The sequence below is a fragment of the Dictyobacter vulcani genome (assembly GCF_008974265.1).
GTDB classification, from domain to species: domain Bacteria; phylum Chloroflexota; class Ktedonobacteria; order Ktedonobacterales; family Ktedonobacteraceae; genus Dictyobacter; species Dictyobacter vulcani.
The window spans coordinates 925,204-945,206 of sequence record NZ_BKZW01000001.1 but is presented as its reverse complement, the minus strand read 5'-3'; the positions used below and the strand labels follow the sequence as shown (position 1 = coordinate 945,206).

The following is a 20,003-nucleotide window of genomic DNA, read 5'->3' as shown; positions in this document are numbered from 1 at the left end:
TACATGTCTTCTTTGATTCATCAGGCACGAGCCAGTTATGCGTTCTTCGAACGGAACTGGAATCTGACGAAGCGCTACTGGGCCTGGGAAATTGTCTGGCTGGTCTATAACGTTGCCAATGCCCTTTCTATTACCTTCCTGGGGGCGAGCGCACAAAACTGGGGTGGGAAAGGTGTTGATACGAATCGCTTGATTCTGTTCCTGTTGATTGGTACCTCGGTCTGGTCCTATCTCAGCGTAACCTTCGAAGGTGTGACCGATTTGATCACCATCGAGCGCTGGGAAGGCACGATTGAGCATACCTTCATGGCACCTATTTCACGCTTTACACACCTGGTCGGTAGCTGCTGGTATGCCATTGCGCACGGACTTCTGTTTACCTTTTTGCAACTTTTGATTGTAGGATCGTTCTTTCATCTGGATCTGGCCAGAGCCAATTACCTGACCGCGATCTTTATGTTACTGGTTGGCAGTGTGTCCTTCATCGGTTTTGGTATTGCTGCTTCAGTCTTGCCCTTGCTCTTTACCGAGCGTGGCTCGCAGATGTCTTATATTATCCGCGCGCTTTTATTGCTCGTCTCGGGTGTCTATTACGATATCAGCGTTATGCCCGCCTGGATGCAGCCATTGGCCAAGGTCTCCCCGGCTACCTACGTCCTGACTGGACTGCGCTCCGGTATTCTGGATGGCACACCGATCTGGTCGCCTATCGTGTGGAACAGTACCTGGCCTCTGATTATCATTGGCGTGATCAGTGTGCCTGTGGGCATCTACATCTTTAGCCTGGCTGAGCGCTACGCCAAGCGCACCGGTAAGCTCAAACGTAATGGCTAATTGCCAGCACAACTAGTGAAGCAGGAGTGGAAGCGTGTATCAGGTCGCTTCCACTCTCCAAAGGAATGGAGAAAAAATCATGGTAAGTACACTTGCGGATACCTATATTGTGCGCCCGGCCGTCCAGGAGGATGTGGAGCAGGTCTTTGCGCTTATCTCGGTTAGCCAGTTGCACTGGCTGGGCATGGTGACTATGACTTTAGATGAATTACGTGTGCTATGGTCTTCACCTGAGATCAATCTTGCTACGGATAGCTGGCTCGTTTTTTCAGCCCAGAAAGAAGTTGTTGGCTATGCTTTGATGGCGCACACCCGGCATGCTCGCCTCTCTATTCGCTGTAGCGTTCATCCTGCATATCTTGAGGATGGCATTGATGACTTTCTATTAGAGACAGCCGAACACTGGGCACAGCAGCAGGTGCCCCTGGCCGCTCCGGATGTACGTGTGACCTTGCAGGCATATGCGATGCATGAAAATAAAGCCTGGCTGAAAGCACTTGAGCGACATGCATTTCAGCCAGAGCGTACCTTCTGGCGGATGGGAATTGAACTGGAAACCCAACCCACCGCCCCCTCATGGCCGGAAAACATCCGTATCGTGACAGCAACGCCGGATATGTTTCATGCCATTTATGAAGCGGATGAAGACATTTTTCAAGATCACTGGGGCTTTATCAGCCAGTCCTATGAAGAATGGTCGCGCTGGATGGTGAAGCGAGCAGATTTTGATCCGTCGCTCTGGTATATCGCCATGGATGGCAAAGAAATTGCTGGTATCTCACTTTGTGCTATTGAAAGAGATACAGATGGTTGGATACATGTTCTTGGCATTCGGCGGCCCTGGCGGCGTAACGGTCTGGCCTTATCCCTTTTGCACTACACGTTTGGCGAATTTTTTAAGCGCGGTATTCATCAGGTCTATCTCTCGGTGGATGCACAGAGTCTGACCGGCGCGACGCGTTTATACGAGCGGGCTGGCATGCATATAACCCAGCAATCCAGCCATTATATGAAGGAGCTACGAGGCGGTAAGGCGTTAGGCACTCAAACCTTAGCAGAATAGAGGGGGCCTACAGCCTGACTATCTCTTGTCTCCATCTAACCCACGTGAGGACGCATGTGTATTTAGCAGTGAGTTCTCACGTGAAGAATGGAGCACCGTTGTGATTATACGTTTACACCAGTTATCTGCACGTGCCCCACGGTTACAGGATCTTTCCGCGGTTGCACGTTTGATCAATATACAGGAGGAAAATCCACTGTACGCAGGCCAGTGTTCTGAGGAGAAACTGAGAAGTATCTGGCAAGATGCTTATTTCCAGTTGTCTCAGGATGCCTGGCTGATTGTAACCAGGCAAGGAGAGATTATTGGCTATGCCGATGTGCAGCGCCAGAGCGAGCAGTCCGAGCCTATCTTTGCATTAAGGCTATATGTTGATCCTGAGTATCATGGACGCGGTATCGAGTCATTGTTGATACGTCTGGGGGAAGAACGTATCCGTCAACTTGGCCTGGTGATTGTGGGTGACCAGCAAATCATTGTGGGTAACCAGCAAATCAAGGTACGCATCTCGATTGATAGTTCTAGTGAGCGATTGTATGAAGTTCTTCTCTATGAAGGATATTGCTTGATCCAGCAGTTTTTATGTATGTCCATTGCTATGGAGCAGATGGCCGAGCCATTTTTTTCAGCCGTTGATGGTATGTTGACCCTGCAAGTTGAGCTTCAACCTCATGAGTCGAGTCAAGCCAGAAATCAGCATTCATCTGCGGATGTCTATCAAACACAAAAATATGCTATCTATGAAAAAGCGCTTGGAGGTCAGAGGCGTATCGTCGAGCCGAAAGTTGCTCTACCATGCGTTGCTGGATAAAAAAAGAATATGTTTGGACATTTTTTAGTGCTACAGCATGCCAGAATGACGCTTCTGGCGTGTTTTTTTATATGTTTTTATATGCTGATTTACAGGCAAGAATCAAGAATAATAAAACTGCCTGGCAGTTTATTCACGCTCAAAATTGTTACCTTTATCCGCTTTATAGAGTCCTAGTACATAGTGCTATGATTGCTCGCGAGGGCATAATCATGTACAAATAGGAAGGTAGAATAAAAATTTTCTATGCCTGTATTATTGATGGTGGCTGCTACCAGTATGAGAAATGCAGCGAATGCGGATAATATGCGTGGACTTCTGCTGATCCTGTTGGTTGTGGCGATTGGTTTGATTCTTGCTGGTGCTGTTATTGCCTTATGGACGTTATATAATCACATCAAGGCGCGTTCCACAAACTCAGATCGTTTTCCTGAAGAATAATACGATTGATTATGTCTGCTGTTTGCTTACTATTTTTTTCGGGATCAGTTTTTTGCGTTTATGCATTCATCAATCGGGCCGCCCTCGCTAGAGAGGCGGCTCGTGGCGGTGGGATTTTACGTGAGGGGCTGAATGAACTCCAGACGATTACCAAAAGGATCGCGGGTCTCAAAGCGATCATAGCCAGGAATGGGTATACCATCCAGGATACTAAAGTTGTGTGCCTCTAGCTTCTGTTTCCAGCTTGAAAGATCGGTGACCTGGTAGGCCAGATGCGCTTTAGTGCTGGTGCGCTCAAAACCATCTTCCACCCCAACATGCACCTGGCGATCTCCTACTTGTAGCCAGAAGCCACCTCGCCCCTTGAGCGAATCTGGCTTCTCAACTTCAGGCAGGCCAAGTAAGTGGCAATAATAGTGCCGCGCCTGTTCTTCTGTTCCCACTGGAATAGTGATCTGTGCATGATGGACCCCGGTAATCGTCACGATCTCTTTTACCTTCCCCGTACTATACGTTCAATATCTCGCTGGGCGTCGCGCTTGGCAATGGCTTCGCGTTTATCATACAGTTTTTTACCACGACAGAGCCCTAACTCAATTTTGGCCCGTCCGCCTTTGAGATATATTTTCAAGGGCACAAGGGTTAAACCTTTGGTCGCTACGCGGTTCAGTAATTGGTTGATTTCGCGTCGATGTAACAACAATTTACGGCTACGCATCGGATCGTGGTTGTAGCGGTTGCCGTGGGCGTAGATGGCGATATTGGCATTCTCCAGCCAGAGTTCTTCTTTGCGTGCGATTGCATACGCGCCGCGTAACTGAATCATGCCATCGCGGATCGACTTGATCTCGGTGCCAACCAGGGCGATACCCACTTCCAGGGTGCGCTCGACTTCATAATCATGATAAGCCTGGCGATTGACCGAGATAACTTTAATCGGCACGTGGTTTGTTGGTGCCGTCTCTTTCTTTTTGGTGGCTGGCTTGGCCATCGGAGAAACTCCTTCTAGATAAAGGACGTCTATCTGGAATATCGCTGTTGCGATAGCGTCTACAGCAATATCCCAGGAACACTGCATTGCAGGTTCATCTTTCCTGCCAGAACTGGATAGTAAAAAGCTGTCAACTCCGGGCATTGCAGGAAAGATGCAGTTGCATAGGTGTAGTGGATGATGCCATTATTATACAACATCATGGGTATACAGTTGAAGTTAGTTCCCAGAGCGCGAAAAAATATGCATTCCTGGCAAGGTTGAGATTTTGCAGATGCTAGTATTACCCCTCCAGGTGAATAGTATCGTCATAAAACAGAGTGAGTACAGTTTGTTATCTTTTGCATTGTCCTAGAGAAAGGCCCTATTATGTTTTACCGTTTAGGCAAATTTGCCACCCGCCATCGCTGGTTGATTGTTGGGTTGTGGGTACTTGCCGCGGTGATTGCGTTGCCGTTTGCTCCCCGAGCAAACCAGGTACTACAATCAGGTGGATTTGAAAGTCCAGATTCAGAGTCGCAGAAGGCTATTGATACGCTGGTCCAGAAGCTACATGTGAATGAGACCATTGTGCAGGTAATCTTTACCAGCAATCGGTACACTGTGGCTGATCCACAATTTACGCAACAATCCGAGCAAGCTTTAGCCAGGATTCGTTCCTGGTCAGATGTTGCCCAGGTTACCAGTTATCTAGAGAATCCGCGGCAGGTCTCTCAGGATGGCCATGCCGCATATGTAAATATTCAAATGAAAACGGATGCCAATGTTGCCGCCAAACAGCTTCCAGAGTTGGAGCAGCGCTTGCAGAAAGTGCCTGATCTTCAGACGAAGATTGGTGGAGGCCCCGTTTTTTATGAGGATATTCAGCGTGTCAGTGAAAATGACTTGCGACGAGCAGAATTGCTGGCCTTTCCCTTTGCCATTATTGCACTTCTCCTGGTTTTTCGTTCAGTGATCGCGGCGATCTTGCCAGCACTGGTGGGTGGGTTTGCCGTTGTGGTTGCACTGGCCCTGATTTTTGGTCTTGGTCATATTACGCCATTGTCCATTTTTGTCCTTAATATCACCACCCTCTTTGGTCTGGGACTTGGGGTAGATTACTCGCTATTTATGGTCAGTCGCTTCCGCGAAGAATTGCTGCACGGGAGAAATATTGAGGAAGCCGTAGCGATTACCGTAGCTACTGCCGGGCGTGCCGTCACTTTTTCGGGTTTGACGGTCTCGATTGGTTTATTTGGTCTGACCTTTTTCCATATCAACATGCTGCATTCAGTCGGATTGGGTGGTATCCTCGTCGTGCTTCTCGCTGTGGTGGCAGCTATCACCCTGTTGCCCGCTATGCTGGCGATTCTGGGCTTGAAGGTCAATGCCTTGCCGGTACGCGTACCACGCTTTGGACGTCGTTCGGTTGCTGTAAACACAGAACTGGATCCTCATCATGGCTACTGGTATCGTCTCTCTCAATTCGTGATGCGCTATCCGCTACGTGTCTTCTTTCCCGTTCTCTTGCTGCTGCTTGGCTTTGGTGCGCCCTTTTTAGGCGTACGCTTTTCAGCGCCAGATGCTTCGATCTTACCGTCTTATGTACCCTCGCGTGCCGCCTATGATTTACTGGTACAACGTTTTAATCAGCGCGAAACCACACCTATTCTGATGGCTGTACAGACCAAAGGGAATGCTCTGACACCTGATAATATCAAAAATCTCTATTATTATGTGAAGCGCATTGAGGCTGATCCGCGTGTCGAGCGCGTGGATAGTATCGTCAGTGCCGATCCACGCTTTACGCTGTCGCAATATCAATTATTGTATACGCATCCAGATTTAATTGCCGACCCTTATCTAGGAGCCTTTCTTAAGTCCTCTGTTTCTGGTAATACCTTGCTGGTGCAGGTGGTCAGCAAATACGGAATGGTTGATCCAAATTCGCAGACGCTGGTCCAAACCATCCGTAATACCAATCCCGGCAACGGTATCTCAGTACTGGTAGATGGTGGAACGGCAGGCAATATTGATTACGTTCATTCTCTCTATACCGACTTTCCCATTGCGATTTTGATTATCTCGATTACCACCTATATAGTGCTGCTCTTACTGTTTCGCTCCCTACTGCTGCCATTAAAAGCTATCATCATGAATACCCTCTCGATTCTGGCTAGCTATGGGGCCCTGGTCCTGATTTTCCAGGATGGATTTTTGCACCAGATATTAGGTTTTACACCCCTTGGCTTTGTCGAAGCTTCGAGTCCAATCTTACTGTTCTGCTCTCTCTTTGGCTTATCGATGGATTATGAGGTCTTCTTGTTGTCCCGCATTCAGGAGGCTTTCTGGCAGACCGGGATAATCGCCGTGCGGTGGCACTGGGTTTACAGCGTAGTGGCGGCATTATTACCAGCGCGGCAGTGATTGTGATTGTGGTGAGTGCCTGTTTTGCTACTGCTGATATGATCCTGGTTAAAGCCCTGGGGCTGGGAATGGCCCTGGCGGTGGTGATCGATGCCACACTGGTCCGTGGTTTGCTGGTGCCAGCCACAATGCGTCTGTTGGGCGATTGGAACTGGTGGCTGCCCTTCTTTGGTGTGCAACGCCATCCCCCTTCTCTGGCTGAAGCTAGCGTGTCAGGTGTTTCCGGTACTGAAGATGCAGCCACTCCATCTACTGATTCTGATATGCATGTAGGGGCAAAAAATGAAAAAAAGCATACTGTGTTTTTCCAGGTATTGGACCCTGCTTGTTTGCCTGCTACTTACATTGACTTTATCGTCCTGTACATTTCCTGGTTTAGCTTCTACCTCGGCAACATTGCCACAGGTCAAACAGCAGCCAGAGCAGACAAACCTGCCGCCTATTCACTTTCCTCAGGATGAAGGGTCGCACAATAATCTGACCGAATGGTGGTACTACACAGGACATATGCAGGCCACTGATGCCAGCGGTAAACAGCGTACGTATGGCTTTGAGTTGGTCTTTTTCCAGGCCCTACGTAGCTCCCTGCCCGCCGTGCGTCCTGCGCACTTTGCTATTACAGATATCAGCCGGAACGAGTTCCACTATGATCAGCGGAGCATGACCGCTTTTGGTCAGTCCAGACCCGATGGGCAATCCACGCAGGGAATTAACGTTCGGGTTGGTGATTGGGCGGCTCAGGGCTTGAATGGTAAGGATCATCTGACGGCTGCAATGCAGGACTATGCTATTAATCTTAATCTGACAGGCCAGAAAGATGCGACCTTGCATAACGGCAATGGCTTGATTACTTATGGGCTTGGTGGCTTTTCCTATTATTACTCACGGACCCGTATGGCTGTGGCTGGTACCTTAATGGATCACAACCAGCCTTTAAAGGTGACTGGTACGGCCTGGATGGATCACCAATGGGGAAACTTCCTGACGCTCGGTGGCGGCGGATGGGATTGGTATAGCATCCAGCTAAATAACAACACCGAGCTTATGCTGTACGTTATTCGTGATGCCAGTGGTAAAACCATTTCTACTTATGCAGGCTATACTACCGCCGACGCAAAATCGGTGGTGTTGCCAGAGCAGGCGCTCCATCTCGAAGCACTCGATACCTGGGTCAGTCCAAAGACTGGTATTCGCTATCCGTCTGGTTGGCGTGTCGAGATTAAAGATCCACACTTGCAGGCTGCCCTGACCATTCAGCCATTGCTCAAGAACCAGGAACTGGTGGTACAAAAATCAACCGGCAATATCTATTGGGAGGGAGCCGTGAGTATTAAAGGCCAGAACCATGGACATTCCATCGCCGGTGAGGGGTATGTCGAGCTAACTGGATATAAAAAATCGTAACGGTAGCCACGCTATAAGGTTACCTATGCGAGAAAAAGGAAGATGCTGTCACAAGTTGGCTCAGCATCTTCCTTTGTTGTTTAGAGGCAAGAAGAGCGAGCACTTAATGGGAATTCTGTTTCGGCAGAACCGTGGTCGCGATCTTTTGTAGCTGTCCATGATAATAGCCCAGATATTCTTGCTGGGGCATATAACGTCCTTGCTGATCAGTCTGGAGACTGAGGATTGCTATTGTGTTTTCAAACAGGAGATTATGGTCGATATGTATATCTTTGACTGCAGGCGTCAGAGGCAGGATCTGTTGCGTAAGACCTCCATAGCGCAGCCGCGAGACACGCGCCTGTAACGTTATTTTACGCTGATCTGATGGGCTCAAGGCGTTTTGGAGGGGAGTAGAAACAAACTGGTAAAGATAGTGGTTCTGGGCCGCCTCTGTCGTTCCCTCTGCCGTCAATGCATAGGAGAAGTGCACATCACCAGAAAGAATCAGCATATCTTTCTGGTGTTGCTCAAATAACAGCACAAAGTCTCGCCATGAAAGGGAATACAGTGGCCAGTGATCAAAACTTGCTCGTGTGGCAACTTTTTGTTGGAGGCTTGCTAGCTGGCGACCCAGCCAGCGTAGCCCGCCACGCTTCTTGAGCCAGATGCGTTGTCCGATGAGGTATTCAATCCAGCCAATAGCTGGTGGCAGCAGAATTGGTACGGAGGAGACAATAATAGATAACGTGCCGGGATTGCTATCAGACCATTTTTGCAGATCCGTTGTCTGTGTGTGACTGATAATCCGCATGGGATCGTAAATCTCTTCCTGTTTGTCTACCAGGACGGCAGTACGTTCAGTGCGCGCATTGGCTACGAAGATAGGTGGAGATGAATGTATTTCATAGTGCCAGGGTAAAAGTACTTCGCCATAAAGATCACGTCGAATACAGGAGCGCAACGCCTCCAGCACATCTTCTCCACTCAGAGCGGCAGCTTGCATAATCGCCAGCAGTGGATGCTCTGTGTTGGTCTGATCCAGATTGCCCCATCCCTGGTAGATCCAGTAAGCCAGTGTACCATCAATCAGTATTTGTTCCTTGCCCGCCTCAATAATTCTGGAACGCGAGTCGGGCAGCGAGTTCCAGTTATTGGTAATCTCATGATCATCAAAAATCATATAGGTTGGGATGCAGGCCAGTGCTTGTCGGGCGCCTGGATCAGAGGCCCAGGCGTGCTGATAAAACAACCTGAACTCTTCAAAATTAGTTGCTTCAGGGCCTAGCTGTGGTTGTGTCTGACGTAGCTGCTGTGCAGGTTGGTCTGCATAAATTTGATCACCAATGAGCAGCAACAGATGTGGCCAGTTCGCCTCACGTTCGGTAAAGTGCTCCTTTAACCAGTCTCCAAAAAAACTGAAAACATCAGGCTGTCCGGTCTCAGATTTACGGCATGAGCCATAAGCAATGCGTAATACTGCTGTACCCTCCTCGGTTGCTTTTTCATCTGGCAGTGTTCGGAAATAGTGTAATGGCTGCTCAGTTGTCACCATTTTCAAATCGTGGTGTGGATCGGTGCCTGTTAGCTGATAACGATACCAGGTTGCTGGTTGCAAGCCCTGTAGTTGTAGGGCCACATAATAATGACCTCCGACTTGAATGGTGGCCTGGCTGATCATTCTGGCAACCTCACCAGGAATCTCTGATTGAGCATGTAAAGTCACGGTGTCCGCCGCTGTCAATTCAGCCCAGATGACAATACTGGTTGGGCTGACTGCACGTACAAGTGGGCCAATACAAATATCGGGCATGGTGTTAGCGCTCCATCTGCTGCTTTGCTGAAATAGCATAAGTAGAAATTTTCAAATTTGTCACAAGCACTAGCTATATTACTTATTCTATAACAGAATCAGATCAAATCTACGTTAAATAAGTAGAAAGAAATACAGAATTTTCTGTGGATCAGAATTGAGATAAAGATAGTTTGAAAGCTACTTGAGATCGATTTGATACTGACGTGATTTTTATAACAATCCTCTTCATCGTCTGTGCAGCCATTGACCTGGACTAGTATGGATGTGGTATACTTTGTGGCAATAGCAAACAGACATTTTGCGGGTAGATAGGGATTTGAGCCATTTTTGGGTTGTACTTGTTTGTGGTGTGCATAAAATGTGATGGTGAATGTTGGTGTTTCTCTGCATTATTTTAAGTGTAATGCAGTTTATGTGTAACAAAAGTGTACACAGTACGCCTGATGCTCATCTCGTCTTAAAGAGAGATGAGTTTTCATCTTCATCATTGTTGATGAATGCGTCGCTGTAGCCTGGCAGGAAGTGATGGAAGCGAGAACACATACCTCCGCTCTGGAAGAGTCTGCAATAATAGAACGCGTTGCTCGTATTGTTTTCAGTGTGCGTGGCGCGAAACCTGATTATACACGTCTGGCAGCAGAACTAGAATCGGCTGTCCCGTTTGATGTGTTTGGTGTTGTGTTGTTGCGCCATGATCGACAGGCTGTGCGGGTAACGGTCTGCCAGCGTGATGGTGGCGGATGGAAAGCTTTTTTGCATCAGCATCCCTTAACCGATTCTATGCTCCAGCAGGTTCTGAACCAGCCAGCACTCCAGGTTCGTGATTATCCTGATGGACTCGATGGTTCTCCTGCCACAAGTGGCGATGCTCTTAGCTCATATCATCAGTTGCGTTCTACCTTGATCGCACCCCTAAAAGTAGAAAACCGTGTGCTTGGTACTCTGGAACTAGGGAGTACCGCTCTGCATACGTATGCCGATCACCACTTGCAGCGCCTCGTTGACGCGGTGGTGAAAATGCTGGCTGCCTCGATTGAAAGTGTCCAACTGGGAGGCAATGCTGCTATTCAGGATCGTCAGCGGCAGGCCCTCAAAGATGTTACCAGCGCGCTTACCTCAAAGATGGAGCTCTCAACTGTCCTCAAGCAGATCGTGACGGGTGTCTCTAAGGCATTAGGGGGTGCATCCTTTATCACTCTGCAGGATCGGCAGACGGCTACCTTACACCTGGAAGCTCAAGCTGAGCTTGATGAAAAGTTGCTTGAGCACCTTTTACAGCACAGTCATATGAGCGAGAAAAGTATTCTCTGGCAAACCATTAAACGCAGACAGCCAGTGGTTTCGATCGATCTCGCAACGGATGAGCATTATCCAGAGAATCAGGGGTTAGCAACCGAGCTCGGATTGCGATCATTATACTGCTATCCTTTAGCAAATGGGCCTGCTGTCTATGGTGTGTTAGTGCTGTGCTCAACCGAAACCGGTGGCTTCACACCACTCAAGACCGATATTCTCGCTCTTTTTGCCAATCAAGCAACCGTGGCTATTCATAATGGAATGCTCTTAACTTCGGTTAACCAGCGTAGAAGATTTCAATCTTCCCTTGAGCGTTTCGAATTAGTCCAGCATACTCGTGAAGCCCGTACTGTAGAGGAACAGGAGCGAGAGGAACTCAAGCTACTTAGAGAGATGCGCGAAGAGACCCAGCGCACGTTTGGTGTGAGCCTTCCGTATTTAATGCGTTGGGTGAGTGAGCAACTGCTCACGCAGAATGAAAGAAACCTGCAGGAGATCCGTTCAGCGATTGAGCACGAACAACTCGTGGATCCCTTCAAGTCATCACTCGAAACCGAGCATATGACCGTGTCGCCAATCTTCCTGGAAGAGCCAGTGTTACAGCCAGATGCCCCTTTTAGTGAAACCCAGGCGTTGCTCGCTCAGACTGCGGAATCCGCTCTGACACGGGCTGCAATGATCGGTGAACTCAGCCGTTTAATCACACATTTAAAACAATCAACCAACTGGGTACGCGATCCCTGGTTTGTGGTAGATCCAGATGGTTCCTGCCTTTTTATGAATCCTGCGGCCCGTCAATGGTGTGAACTGAATCTTGAAGCTATGTCTACGGATTATTACCTGCATATGCTGGTCTCATCAGTCGTACAGGGACAGGCACTGGGGCCTTCTATTGAAGAAGTATTTGCACATCTATTACCACGGATACGTGATGAACAGGCTCTACGGAATTATTTGCAAGATTTTGCGCAAGAGAGTATGTATCGTCCCGAATTTCGTTGTGTCCTTGCCAATGAACCACTCGATGTTCAGGCCTCTAAGCGCTCAGAACTGAATGGAAACGGCATGCGCGACGAAGGAGCAACCAGTGATCATCACTATCAGTTTACACGCTATCCTCTTTACACCCAATCGGGACAGTTAGAGGCCATTGCATTACAGGTACAGGATGTCACCGAGCAGGTACGGGAAGAGAAAAATCGTTCCGCGTTACTATCAGCCTTTTCTCATGACTTGCGTACTCCTCTGACGACCATTAAGGCAGCCGTTACCGGTCTGTTACAGTCTGACCTGGATTGGGAAGAAGCTGATCGCAATGATATGCTGGTGGATATTGATAGTGAGGCTGATCATCTTACTATGCTGGTGAATGCCTTAATTGAGTTATCTCGTATCGAAATGGGTGCGATGGAATTAAAGCTGGAATGGTGTGATGTGGCTGAAATTCTTTATGCGACCACGAAAAAATTGCAGCGCGCACTGGCCGGGCGGCAATTATTACCAGAGATACCCGCGACCCTACCACTGGTTTACGCCGATCATGCACGGCTGGGACAAGTTTTTTATAATTTAGTCGAAAATGCAGCCCGTCATAGTCCGGATTTTTCTACTATCTCTTTAGTTATTGATATATTGCATCATGAAAAAGAAGAGTTACGCGTTCGTGTAATTGATCACGGTGTACGGATCCCAGAGGATGATTGCGAACGGATTTTTACCTCATTCCAAAGTCAGGCTTCGTCATATGGCAATGGTCTGGCCCTGGCAACCTGTAAAGGGATTATTGAAGCTCATCAAGGTCGTATCTGGGCTGGGGCATCCGATGAGGGAGGTTCGTGTTTTACTTTCCTCTTGCCTATCCATCCTCAAACGGTTACCCATCTGGAAACAAGGATGCTGGCAGGGCCTGATGAAATTGATCGGATATCGCATACACGCAGCTAGCAAGAGGTAAGAAATGTGTCGGTGGGAGATCAATGTGGCAGGTTGGGATACCTGTAAGAGGTTGGGATACCTGTAAGGAGGAAGCGCCATGAAAGTGAAAGGGAAACGTATCCTGGTGGTGGACGATGAGCCACCGATTCAGCGCATCTTGCGTCGCAATTTGATGGCTGGAGGCTATGATGTTCTGGTCGCAGAAAGTGGACGCCAGGCCGTGGACATGGTCAGACTACATCAACCAGATTTGATTTTGTTGGATATCTGTCTCCCGGGAGGTATGGATGGCGTAGAGGTATGTGTTCAGGTGCGCCAATTTACCCAGACACCGATCATTGTTCTTTCGGCAGTCGCTGAGGAGAAGCAGAAAATCAAAGCTCTGGACTTTGGGGCCGATGATTATTTAACCAAGCCGTTTAGCAATGATGAACTCCAGGCGCGCGTGCGCGCTTGCTTGCGCCGGTCTGGTTCAAAGGAAGCTGCCAATGAGCGTGAGCCAGAAATATTGACGAGCGAGGACGGTTATCTCTATATGGATGTTGTGCGGCGACAGGTCCGGGCTGGTTCCCAGGAAGTTCGCCTGACACCCACCGAATTTGAACTTTTGCGTCAATTGATGTTATATGCTGGCAAAGTAATGACCCATCGTTCACTGTTGCGTGCTGTCTGGGGACCAGAATACGGCGAAGAAGCTGACTACCTGCGTGTCTATGTTCGGCAACTCAGATTAAAAGTTGAGTCCGAGCCATCGCGACCAAAATATATCGTTACAGAGCCTGGCATTGGCTATGTTTTCCGCTCACAGGGCGATTCATAAAAAACTTTAATAAAATTTTAATGCCGTATCTTGATTTTTTATAGCGACCTAACTCATTTAGCAGTACACTTTAAAGAAGGTAATTTTTCAGTTTTTCAGGAAACGCTGATTGTTACGGCATGCGGATAGGAAAAACAAGGTGGCAAAGATGTTTCTTTTTATGCTACTGTATGCCATAATAAGTTCTGGCATTGTGCACTGAATCGCGATAGTATATAGATATACCCAGAAGAGTAGTGGGGTGGTGAAAAGTCGGGATTTCTAGTATGCTAATGCCGGAGATCTGTTGAACTTTCCTGATGTGTGGAAGGATAACAGGATTGGGTTGGGAGGGGATATATGGATAAGACACAATATCTTATGATGGGAAGGGATAGCAGCCGCTATCTTTGAGGATAGACCTTTTATCTATGCCGCTAAAAGGAAATGCCTCTTCAAAGTACCGAAGAAAAAATCTCCCTTTTTATCATAGCGAAGATAAAAATAGATATATATTTGTGGTAGAAATGTGTAGATGTTGCCCATATTGTTTGTGATTGTTTCGTCTGAACATGCGGTTGGAAGATAGCAGTGTTTTTAGGTTGGGGGGAGGAATGGGAGCAATGATGAGAATGACATCCATAGTGCGTGACAACGCAACTCTTTTTTTCATAGCTACATGGGTCTCTTGCAGTATGCGGGCTATACGCTGGTATAACCGTTATCAGGGATCTGCGTAATATGTATCTGGATGTCTTCTAAACCACTCATATGTCATAGAAAGCAACGGCGGCTGTGTTTGCGTACCTGCTAGTGGGGGCAGGGATTTGCTGCCGGCATAACAGGCCATGTGGAGTTATGGATAGATATCCGCAAGGAGCCTGTGACAAGACCGCTTGCATAGAACATATTTATCGCATCCGCAAGCTAGTCTGGTAAAGGAACTGGGAAAAGAATGGAGCAGCAAGACCGCATCATGGATGGAGATCTGCAAACGCTAGGTCTTCAATCTATTTTAAAAATGCTGGCCCTGAGTGGAAAAACTGGAAAGTTATTTGTGACCTCAGGACCAGAGACACTTTCGATCAGCTTACGTAAAGGGCAGATTGTTGGATTACATGAAGATGGAGTCCCCCAACCCGATGTGTTGGGCATGCTTTGTCTGCTCAATAAATTGGATCCTCCTCGTGCACAATATATTCGTGAGTTGGCGCGTGGAGACATGCATATGTCTTTAGCTTTGCTGGTTGAACGTGGCTGGATGACCGCCAGTGAGATGCAGCGTCGACTTGAATTTTTAGTGACGCAGTCCATCAGCCATGCCTTGCGCTGGGTCAATGGGCGTTTTGCTTTTCATCGCCAGGTTATTCCTATGGAAAGTAAGATGCAGCCATTAGACGTTGATTCAGTGTTGCTTGAAGCTTTACGGCAAGCGGATGAATGGGAAGAGATTATGGGTGAAGGTGTGACCCATCTGACCCGTACAACCGTTGCTCGCTGGCAACCCGAGGTAAGCAATGATGTTCGCAATTTAGGGCTGAATCAAGAGGGTATTGAGGTTTTGTGCCTCTCCAATGGAGAACTGACTTTGCAAGCCGTTGCTCTTGCTTTGATGTCTCCTGAAGCTCGGGTCGCCCGGATTATGGCTCGCCTGCTCGAGTTAAATTTGATTGAAGTGGTAGATACTGCTCTGGAGACTGAACTGCAGAGTGATTTATCTAATATTATTATCAAATGTCAATATTTACTGGCGCAGCAGCGCCAATCTTCAAATCCTGAGCAACACCTGCTGGGATTGATTACCACGCTCTCAGAATGTATTAATGGGTTATTAGTACACCACGGCTCCTATGCGCGCAGTTTACGTGGACGCGGAAATATACCCTCCATGGAAATCGCCCGTTATCTGGAACGCCGGTTTATGCCCCAGTTGCAAGCCTTTGCCCGACAACAATTTCCTATTCTGGAAACAACATCATTCCATTATGGTCAACTTGATTGTAATGATATACTGACCCTCAACAAGCTTGTGAAGGGCGAGCAACTCGAAGAATTTTATTGGGAAGCCGTACAAGGCCTGGTGGCTTTTTTGCGTATGATCTTTACTGAATTGTTGCGCGACGAAGTTGGTAATTCGCATATTGGTCGGCAATTAACCGTTGCCTGGCGGATTTTCCTGTCTGAGATCGATCATGAAGTGCAACAATATCAGATTTACCGGGCGCATCGAAACACCCAATTGTCCCGGGGTCGAGACACTATTCAACCCTCTTCTTTAGGAATTGTACAAAATTGGCAGAACCCCGCTGATAATAATGGGGAAATGTGGTCGCCTGATACGCGAAGGAGGTCAATCTAATGGCTGAACCAACAGTACTCGTCGTAGACGATAGTCCCACTGTGCGCAATGCAAATGACATTACAGCGAGAACATATCAAGGTGGTGACCGTTGGCGATGGGCTCAGCGCGTTGACCTCTGTTGCTGATGAGATGCCGGCCCTTATCTTGTTAGACATCCAACTTCCGCGGATGGATGGGTACCAAATTTGCCAGATAATACGCAAACACTTGCAGTTTCGGCAAATTCCCATTATTATGCTGAGTGGGAAGGATGGCTTGTTTGACAAGATGCGAGGCCGCTTAGCGGGGTCCACAGAGTATCTAACGAAACCATTTGACTCGGCTGAATTAGTGCAAACAGTCAAAAAGCATCTTGCGAACTGGCAAGAACGTGTACCCGCCCAACAGGAGGGGACACGCCCTCGCTTACGCTATCGCGGCTAATCCCGGTCATAGTACTATTGATGCTCGGCATCTTTGGTAGGGCGGTTTGAAGGGTGAGCTAGAATTCCCAATGCAGATTGGCTTGTTAGGAAAGGTTATAATCAGATGCCTGGGCAGAAAATACTCGTTGTGGACGATAGTTGGACAGAGCTGACGATGATCGTCACGCCACTGCGCAATAGCGGCTTTGATGTTGTGACGGCCGTTGATGGGGAAGAGGCGGTGGAGAAAGTATTTAGAGAACGTCCACAATGTATCGTACTTGATGTCGTGTTGCCAAAACAAAATGGTTTCCAGGTATGCCGGAAGTTGAAAAACTCAGAAATGAGCCGGAATATCCCAATCATTTTGTTGACGTCCAAGAATACCCCATTGGATAAAGCCTGGGGAATGCGACAGGGGGCTGACCTCTATATTACCAAGCCCTTTAATGGTGATGAGTTAGTAGCTAGTGTGCGACGTCTTATTTAAGATATTGCACTGGTGGAGGGTGAAGCAAGGGCAAAGGATTCGCCTCTGCTTATCTTCCGCCAATGATCTCGCATAAGAGCCTCCCGCTTCTTGTGCCCTATATGGAGTAAGTTTTGTGTCCAGTGAAGATCAGAAAAAACGTGAAGCCTTTGCTGCCATTCAGCAATTAATCTCACAGTCGCCATCAGTTGCAGCCCTGCAGCTACAACTCGCGCAGGGACAATTCGGTGTGGGTTCTCCGGATGGAGAAAATCCACCTCCTGCAGCTATTGGGGAGCAATACCTCGTGTTCTCTTTAGCTGATCATGAACTGGCGGTCAAGGCTGAGTTGGTACAAGGCGTTGAGCGACTCGTTGAGTTAACGCCAGTCCCCAATGTTGTCTCCTGGGTTAAAGGGGTAATGAACCTGCGTGGTTCTATTGTCTCAGTGGTAGACTTACGAATGTTTTTAGGCGTAGAGCAGATGGCATATACTCCACGTACGCGTTTGTTATCGCTACAGAGTAATGAAATGGTTATCTGTTTAGCTGTGGATGGGGTGAGTGAAATGCTGCCGATTCCAGCCTCAGCCATCAATGGAAATGTACGCCAGGCTACTATTCCATCCGGGGTGGCTCCATATGCTACAGGAAGCGCGGTATTAGCAAATCGCGTAATTGTAGTCCTGGATGTAGCCCATATTCTTTTTTCTGAAAAAATGCAGCGCTATAAGGCCTAATGATAATAGGGCGGTAACCTGTCGTATGGTTGCCTAAATTGAGATAGATATATTTTTTATCACTGGAGGTCTGGCGGATGAATCCCGATCAAAATAGAAGCGGTTCGGCGATTAGCGGGCCGCTTAAGCTAGGGCTATATGGCTCCTCGGCTATTATTCCTGCAATACTTTTATTCGTCGTTGGTTTTTTGGCTTTAGGTGCAGGTGCAAATGCCGCTGGTTATGTTGCTTTTGCCTGTGCTGTTATTGTTGCTATTATTGGTTTCTTCTTTACTCTTAGTATACAACGCAGTATCAAAAGCAATTTACTGGGTCTGGCAGAGGTCTGTCGCGATTTTGCCAGCGGAGATCGTTCGGTACGTGCAGCGGTAAATGGTGATGGTGAGCTAAGTCAGCTGGCCAGCTCATTAAATGCTGTTTTAGACGGCCAGGGTTCTTCACCCAGTGTGGCTATGGGTGGCGGTGGAAATGACGCAGCCGCCTTGCAAGCACAGATTGAGAAGTTGCTGCAGGAAGTAAGTGCAGTTGGTGATGGTGATCTACGTGTACAGGCTGAGGTAACACCGGATACTCTGGGTGTGTTGGCCGACTCGTTCAACTATATGATTGAAGAGCTAGCCAAGGTTGTAGGTCGTGTACAATCCACCGCTGTACAGGTAACCAATGCTACACGGCGCATTCTGGACCGCTCGGCTGAGTTGGCTCAGGCCTCAGAGACACAGGTAAAACAAATTATCCAGACGACTGAGGCTGTAGAAGCGCTGGCCGTCTTTATCCAGAACGTAGCTCGCAACGCCCAGTTGAGTGTGGATATGGCGCAGGAAGCGCTCCGTAGTGCCAATAATGGTCAACAAGCTGTGCGTCAAACGATTGAGGGTATGATGCTCATTCGTGAGAACGTACAGGAGACCGCTAAGAAAATTAAACGTCTTGGTGAGCGTTCGAACGAAATCGGTGAAATTGTTCGTATCATTGAGGACATCGCTGATCAGACCAACTTGCTGGCGTTGAACGCCGCTATTCAGTCGGCTATGGCTGGTGAGCATGGTCGTGGATTTGCCGTTGTTGCTGATGAAATCCGCCTGCTGGCAGAACGTTCAACAGAATCTACCAAACGTATTGCCACACTGGTAAAAAGTATTCAGGGTGATACCTACGAAGCTGTTGTGGCTATGGAAGATAGCACCCAGGAAGTGGTTAAAGGATCCCAACTGGCTGACGATGCTGGTCGCTCATTGAACTCTATTTATAGTGCGGTAGAACGACAGGCGCAAATGATTGAAAATATCGCTCGCGCTGCGAACGAACAGACTTCAGTTTCTGAAGCTGTTGCTGTTGCTATGGGTCGTATCTCGGAAATCACACGTCAGACCGATGCTGGTACACAGGAAGCAGCAGTAAGTGTAAGTTATCTGGCCGAACTCTCTGAGCAATTGCGTGCTTCGGTATCAACTTTCCGCCTGCCAGATCGTACAAATGACATGCTTGGCTCGTTCTCTAATGTAAGCGCAATGAGTGAAATGTCTGACCAGGGCGATCAGTCCTTTGGAAATGCCCTTGGTGCTGGCTCCGATAATGGTTGGGGACAGAGCTTCGGTGGGAATTTTCCACCGCTCCCTGAGCCTGGCAATAGTGGTTCATTAGTTTCTATGGGAACCCGTTCTGGACAGTTTTCACTGAATGGTCAGTCAGACTTCAATAATGCAGCTGCCTTGCCACCTGGAGGTTTCCAGTCTCAGATGCCAGACCAGAACAACTTTGGTGGGAATGGTAATAACCAGCAGTTCTTTGGAAATCAGTTAGATTTCAGCGATTTAAGTGAGTTTGATAATCAACAGAACCAGAATGCTGGTTTTGGTGCATCACAATATAATTCTAACCAGAACTTTGGTGGTTCAAACTCCGGCCAGAACTTTGGTGTTCCCAACTCTGGCCAGAACTTTGGTAATCCTAATCCGGGTCAGAATTTTGGTGGTTCAAACCCGAGCCAGAACTTTGGCAATCCTAATCCGGGTCAGCCCTTCTATCCACCAGCGAATTCTGGTTTTGGACAGCAGGTGCCCAACTCTGGATTGCTTCCGTCACCATATCAGCAGCAGCCACAACAGTATCCTGGTCAGGCTACTAATTCACGCCCAAGCTGGCAGAATGAAATTCACGACCAGAATCAGTAATCGTTCATATAGCCTCTCTACAATTATGATGTAGTAAGTCTATAGAAGTAAGGTGTTACTTCTCCCATGGTTGTTCTTCT

Annotated in this window: 17 protein-coding genes; 14 read left to right on the top strand and 3 right to left on the bottom strand. The window is 48.0% G+C overall.

The window, feature by feature from the left end:
• The first annotated feature begins 3 nt into the window (after window positions 1-3).
• The 4 genes from KDW_RS03935 (at window position 4) to KDW_RS03920 (ending at window position 3,149) form a co-directional block, all read left to right on the top strand.
• Window positions 4-834: an ABC transporter permease gene (locus tag KDW_RS03935; RefSeq protein WP_151754755.1), complete on the top strand. Its 831-nt coding sequence runs from the start codon at window positions 4-6 to the stop codon at window positions 832-834.
• A gap of 79 nt (window positions 835-913) precedes the next feature.
• On the top strand, window positions 914-1,897 hold the full coding sequence (locus KDW_RS03930) for a GNAT family N-acetyltransferase (RefSeq protein ID WP_151754754.1): 984 nt from the start codon (window positions 914-916) through the stop codon (window positions 1,895-1,897).
• 100 nt (window positions 1,898-1,997) lie between these two features.
• Window positions 1,998-2,708: a GNAT family N-acetyltransferase gene (locus tag KDW_RS03925; RefSeq protein WP_162004930.1), complete on the top strand. Its 711-nt coding sequence runs from the start codon at window positions 1,998-2,000 to the stop codon at window positions 2,706-2,708.
• A gap of 246 nt (window positions 2,709-2,954) precedes the next feature.
• The gene (locus KDW_RS03920; protein WP_151754752.1) at window positions 2,955-3,149 is read left to right on the top strand and encodes a hypothetical protein; all 195 of its coding nucleotides are present in this window, start codon (window positions 2,955-2,957) and stop codon (window positions 3,147-3,149) included.
• Between the two features lie 116 nt (window positions 3,150-3,265).
• On the opposite strand, the gene KDW_RS03915 is transcribed toward KDW_RS03920, so the two are convergent.
• Together KDW_RS03915 and smpB are read right to left on the bottom strand one after the other, a co-directional pair.
• On the bottom strand, window positions 3,266-3,634 hold the full coding sequence (locus tag KDW_RS03915; RefSeq protein WP_198925184.1) for a VOC family protein: 369 nt from the start codon (window positions 3,632-3,634) through the stop codon (window positions 3,266-3,268).
• A gap of 8 nt (window positions 3,635-3,642) precedes the next feature.
• Window positions 3,643-4,140 carry an SsrA-binding protein SmpB gene (smpB, locus tag KDW_RS03910; protein ID WP_151754750.1) on the bottom strand — a complete coding sequence of 166 codons (498 nt, stop codon included), beginning with the start codon at window positions 4,138-4,140 and terminating at the stop codon, window positions 3,643-3,645.
• A gap of 369 nt (window positions 4,141-4,509) precedes the next feature.
• Between smpB and KDW_RS03905 the strand changes: the two genes are divergently transcribed.
• The 3 genes from KDW_RS03905 to KDW_RS03895 are packed head-to-tail and all read left to right on the top strand — an operon-like array spanning window position 4,510 to window position 7,950.
• The gene (locus tag KDW_RS03905) at window positions 4,510-6,546 is read left to right on the top strand and encodes an MMPL family transporter (protein WP_151754749.1); all 2,037 of its coding nucleotides are present in this window, start codon (window positions 4,510-4,512) and stop codon (window positions 6,544-6,546) included.
• A complete protein-coding gene (locus tag KDW_RS34815; RefSeq protein ID WP_162004929.1) occupies window positions 6,495-7,007 on the top strand; it encodes an MMPL family transporter in 513 nt (170 codons plus the stop codon). Before KDW_RS03905 ends, KDW_RS34815 begins: the two co-directional genes overlap by 52 nt.
• Window positions 6,943-7,950 carry a lipocalin-like domain-containing protein gene (locus tag KDW_RS03895; protein ID WP_162004928.1) on the top strand — a complete coding sequence of 336 codons (1,008 nt, stop codon included), beginning with the start codon at window positions 6,943-6,945 and terminating at the stop codon, window positions 7,948-7,950. Before KDW_RS34815 ends, KDW_RS03895 begins: the two co-directional genes overlap by 65 nt.
• A 103-nt stretch (window positions 7,951-8,053) precedes the next feature.
• Here KDW_RS03895 and KDW_RS03890 read toward each other — a convergent pair whose 3' ends face one another.
• A complete protein-coding gene (locus KDW_RS03890; RefSeq protein ID WP_162004927.1) occupies window positions 8,054-9,742 on the bottom strand; it encodes an alkaline phosphatase D family protein in 1,689 nt (562 codons plus the stop codon).
• A gap of 528 nt (window positions 9,743-10,270) precedes the next feature.
• Between KDW_RS03890 and KDW_RS03885 the strand changes: the two genes are divergently transcribed.
• The 7 genes from KDW_RS03885 to KDW_RS03855 all read left to right on the top strand — a co-directional run bounded on the left by KDW_RS03885 (window position 10,271) and on the right by KDW_RS03855 (window position 19,923).
• Entirely contained in the window at window positions 10,271-12,985 is a 2,715-nt protein-coding gene (locus tag KDW_RS03885; RefSeq protein WP_151754746.1) for a sensor histidine kinase, read from the top strand.
• 88 nt (window positions 12,986-13,073) lie between these two features.
• Entirely contained in the window at window positions 13,074-13,796 is a 723-nt protein-coding gene (locus KDW_RS03880; protein ID WP_151754745.1) for a response regulator transcription factor, read from the top strand.
• Between the two features lie 934 nt (window positions 13,797-14,730).
• Window positions 14,731-16,134: a DUF4388 domain-containing protein gene (locus KDW_RS03875; RefSeq protein ID WP_151754744.1), complete on the top strand. Its 1,404-nt coding sequence runs from the start codon at window positions 14,731-14,733 to the stop codon at window positions 16,132-16,134.
• 54 nt (window positions 16,135-16,188) lie between these two features.
• Window positions 16,189-16,560: a response regulator gene (locus KDW_RS03870; RefSeq protein WP_233097604.1), complete on the top strand. Its 372-nt coding sequence runs from the start codon at window positions 16,189-16,191 to the stop codon at window positions 16,558-16,560.
• Between the two features lie 105 nt (window positions 16,561-16,665).
• Complete coding sequence (locus tag KDW_RS03865) at window positions 16,666-17,031, top strand: response regulator transcription factor (protein WP_151754743.1); 366 nt, start codon at window positions 16,666-16,668, stop codon at window positions 17,029-17,031.
• A gap of 115 nt (window positions 17,032-17,146) precedes the next feature.
• Entirely contained in the window at window positions 17,147-17,749 is a 603-nt protein-coding gene (locus tag KDW_RS03860; protein WP_151754742.1) for a chemotaxis protein CheW, read from the top strand.
• Between the two features lie 77 nt (window positions 17,750-17,826).
• Window positions 17,827-19,923: a methyl-accepting chemotaxis protein gene (locus KDW_RS03855; RefSeq protein WP_151754741.1), complete on the top strand. Its 2,097-nt coding sequence runs from the start codon at window positions 17,827-17,829 to the stop codon at window positions 19,921-19,923.
• Window positions 19,924-20,003: the final 80 nt, after the last annotated feature.

Coding starts and splice junctions, on each gene's coding strand:
- KDW_RS03935 (WP_151754755.1), top strand. CDS start 4: ATGTCTTCTTTGATTCATCAGGCACGAGCCAGTTATGCGTTCTTCGAA.
- KDW_RS03930 (WP_151754754.1), top strand. CDS start 914: ATGGTAAGTACACTTGCGGATACCTATATTGTGCGCCCGGCCGTCCAG.
- KDW_RS03920 (WP_151754752.1), top strand. CDS start 2,955: ATGCCTGTATTATTGATGGTGGCTGCTACCAGTATGAGAAATGCAGCG.
- smpB (WP_151754750.1), bottom strand. CDS start 4,140: ATGGCCAAGCCAGCCACCAAAAAGAAAGAGACGGCACCAACAAACCAC.
- KDW_RS03905 (WP_151754749.1), top strand. CDS start 4,510: ATGTTTTACCGTTTAGGCAAATTTGCCACCCGCCATCGCTGGTTGATT.
- KDW_RS03890 (WP_162004927.1), bottom strand. CDS start 9,742: ATGCCCGATATTTGTATTGGCCCACTTGTACGTGCAGTCAGCCCAACC.
- KDW_RS03885 (WP_151754746.1), top strand. CDS start 10,271: ATGGAAGCGAGAACACATACCTCCGCTCTGGAAGAGTCTGCAATAATA.
- KDW_RS03880 (WP_151754745.1), top strand. CDS start 13,074: ATGAAAGTGAAAGGGAAACGTATCCTGGTGGTGGACGATGAGCCACCG.
- KDW_RS03875 (WP_151754744.1), top strand. CDS start 14,731: ATGGAGCAGCAAGACCGCATCATGGATGGAGATCTGCAAACGCTAGGT.
- KDW_RS03870 (WP_233097604.1), top strand. CDS start 16,189: ATGACATTACAGCGAGAACATATCAAGGTGGTGACCGTTGGCGATGGG.
- KDW_RS03865 (WP_151754743.1), top strand. CDS start 16,666: ATGCCTGGGCAGAAAATACTCGTTGTGGACGATAGTTGGACAGAGCTG.
- KDW_RS03855 (WP_151754741.1), top strand. CDS start 17,827: ATGAATCCCGATCAAAATAGAAGCGGTTCGGCGATTAGCGGGCCGCTT.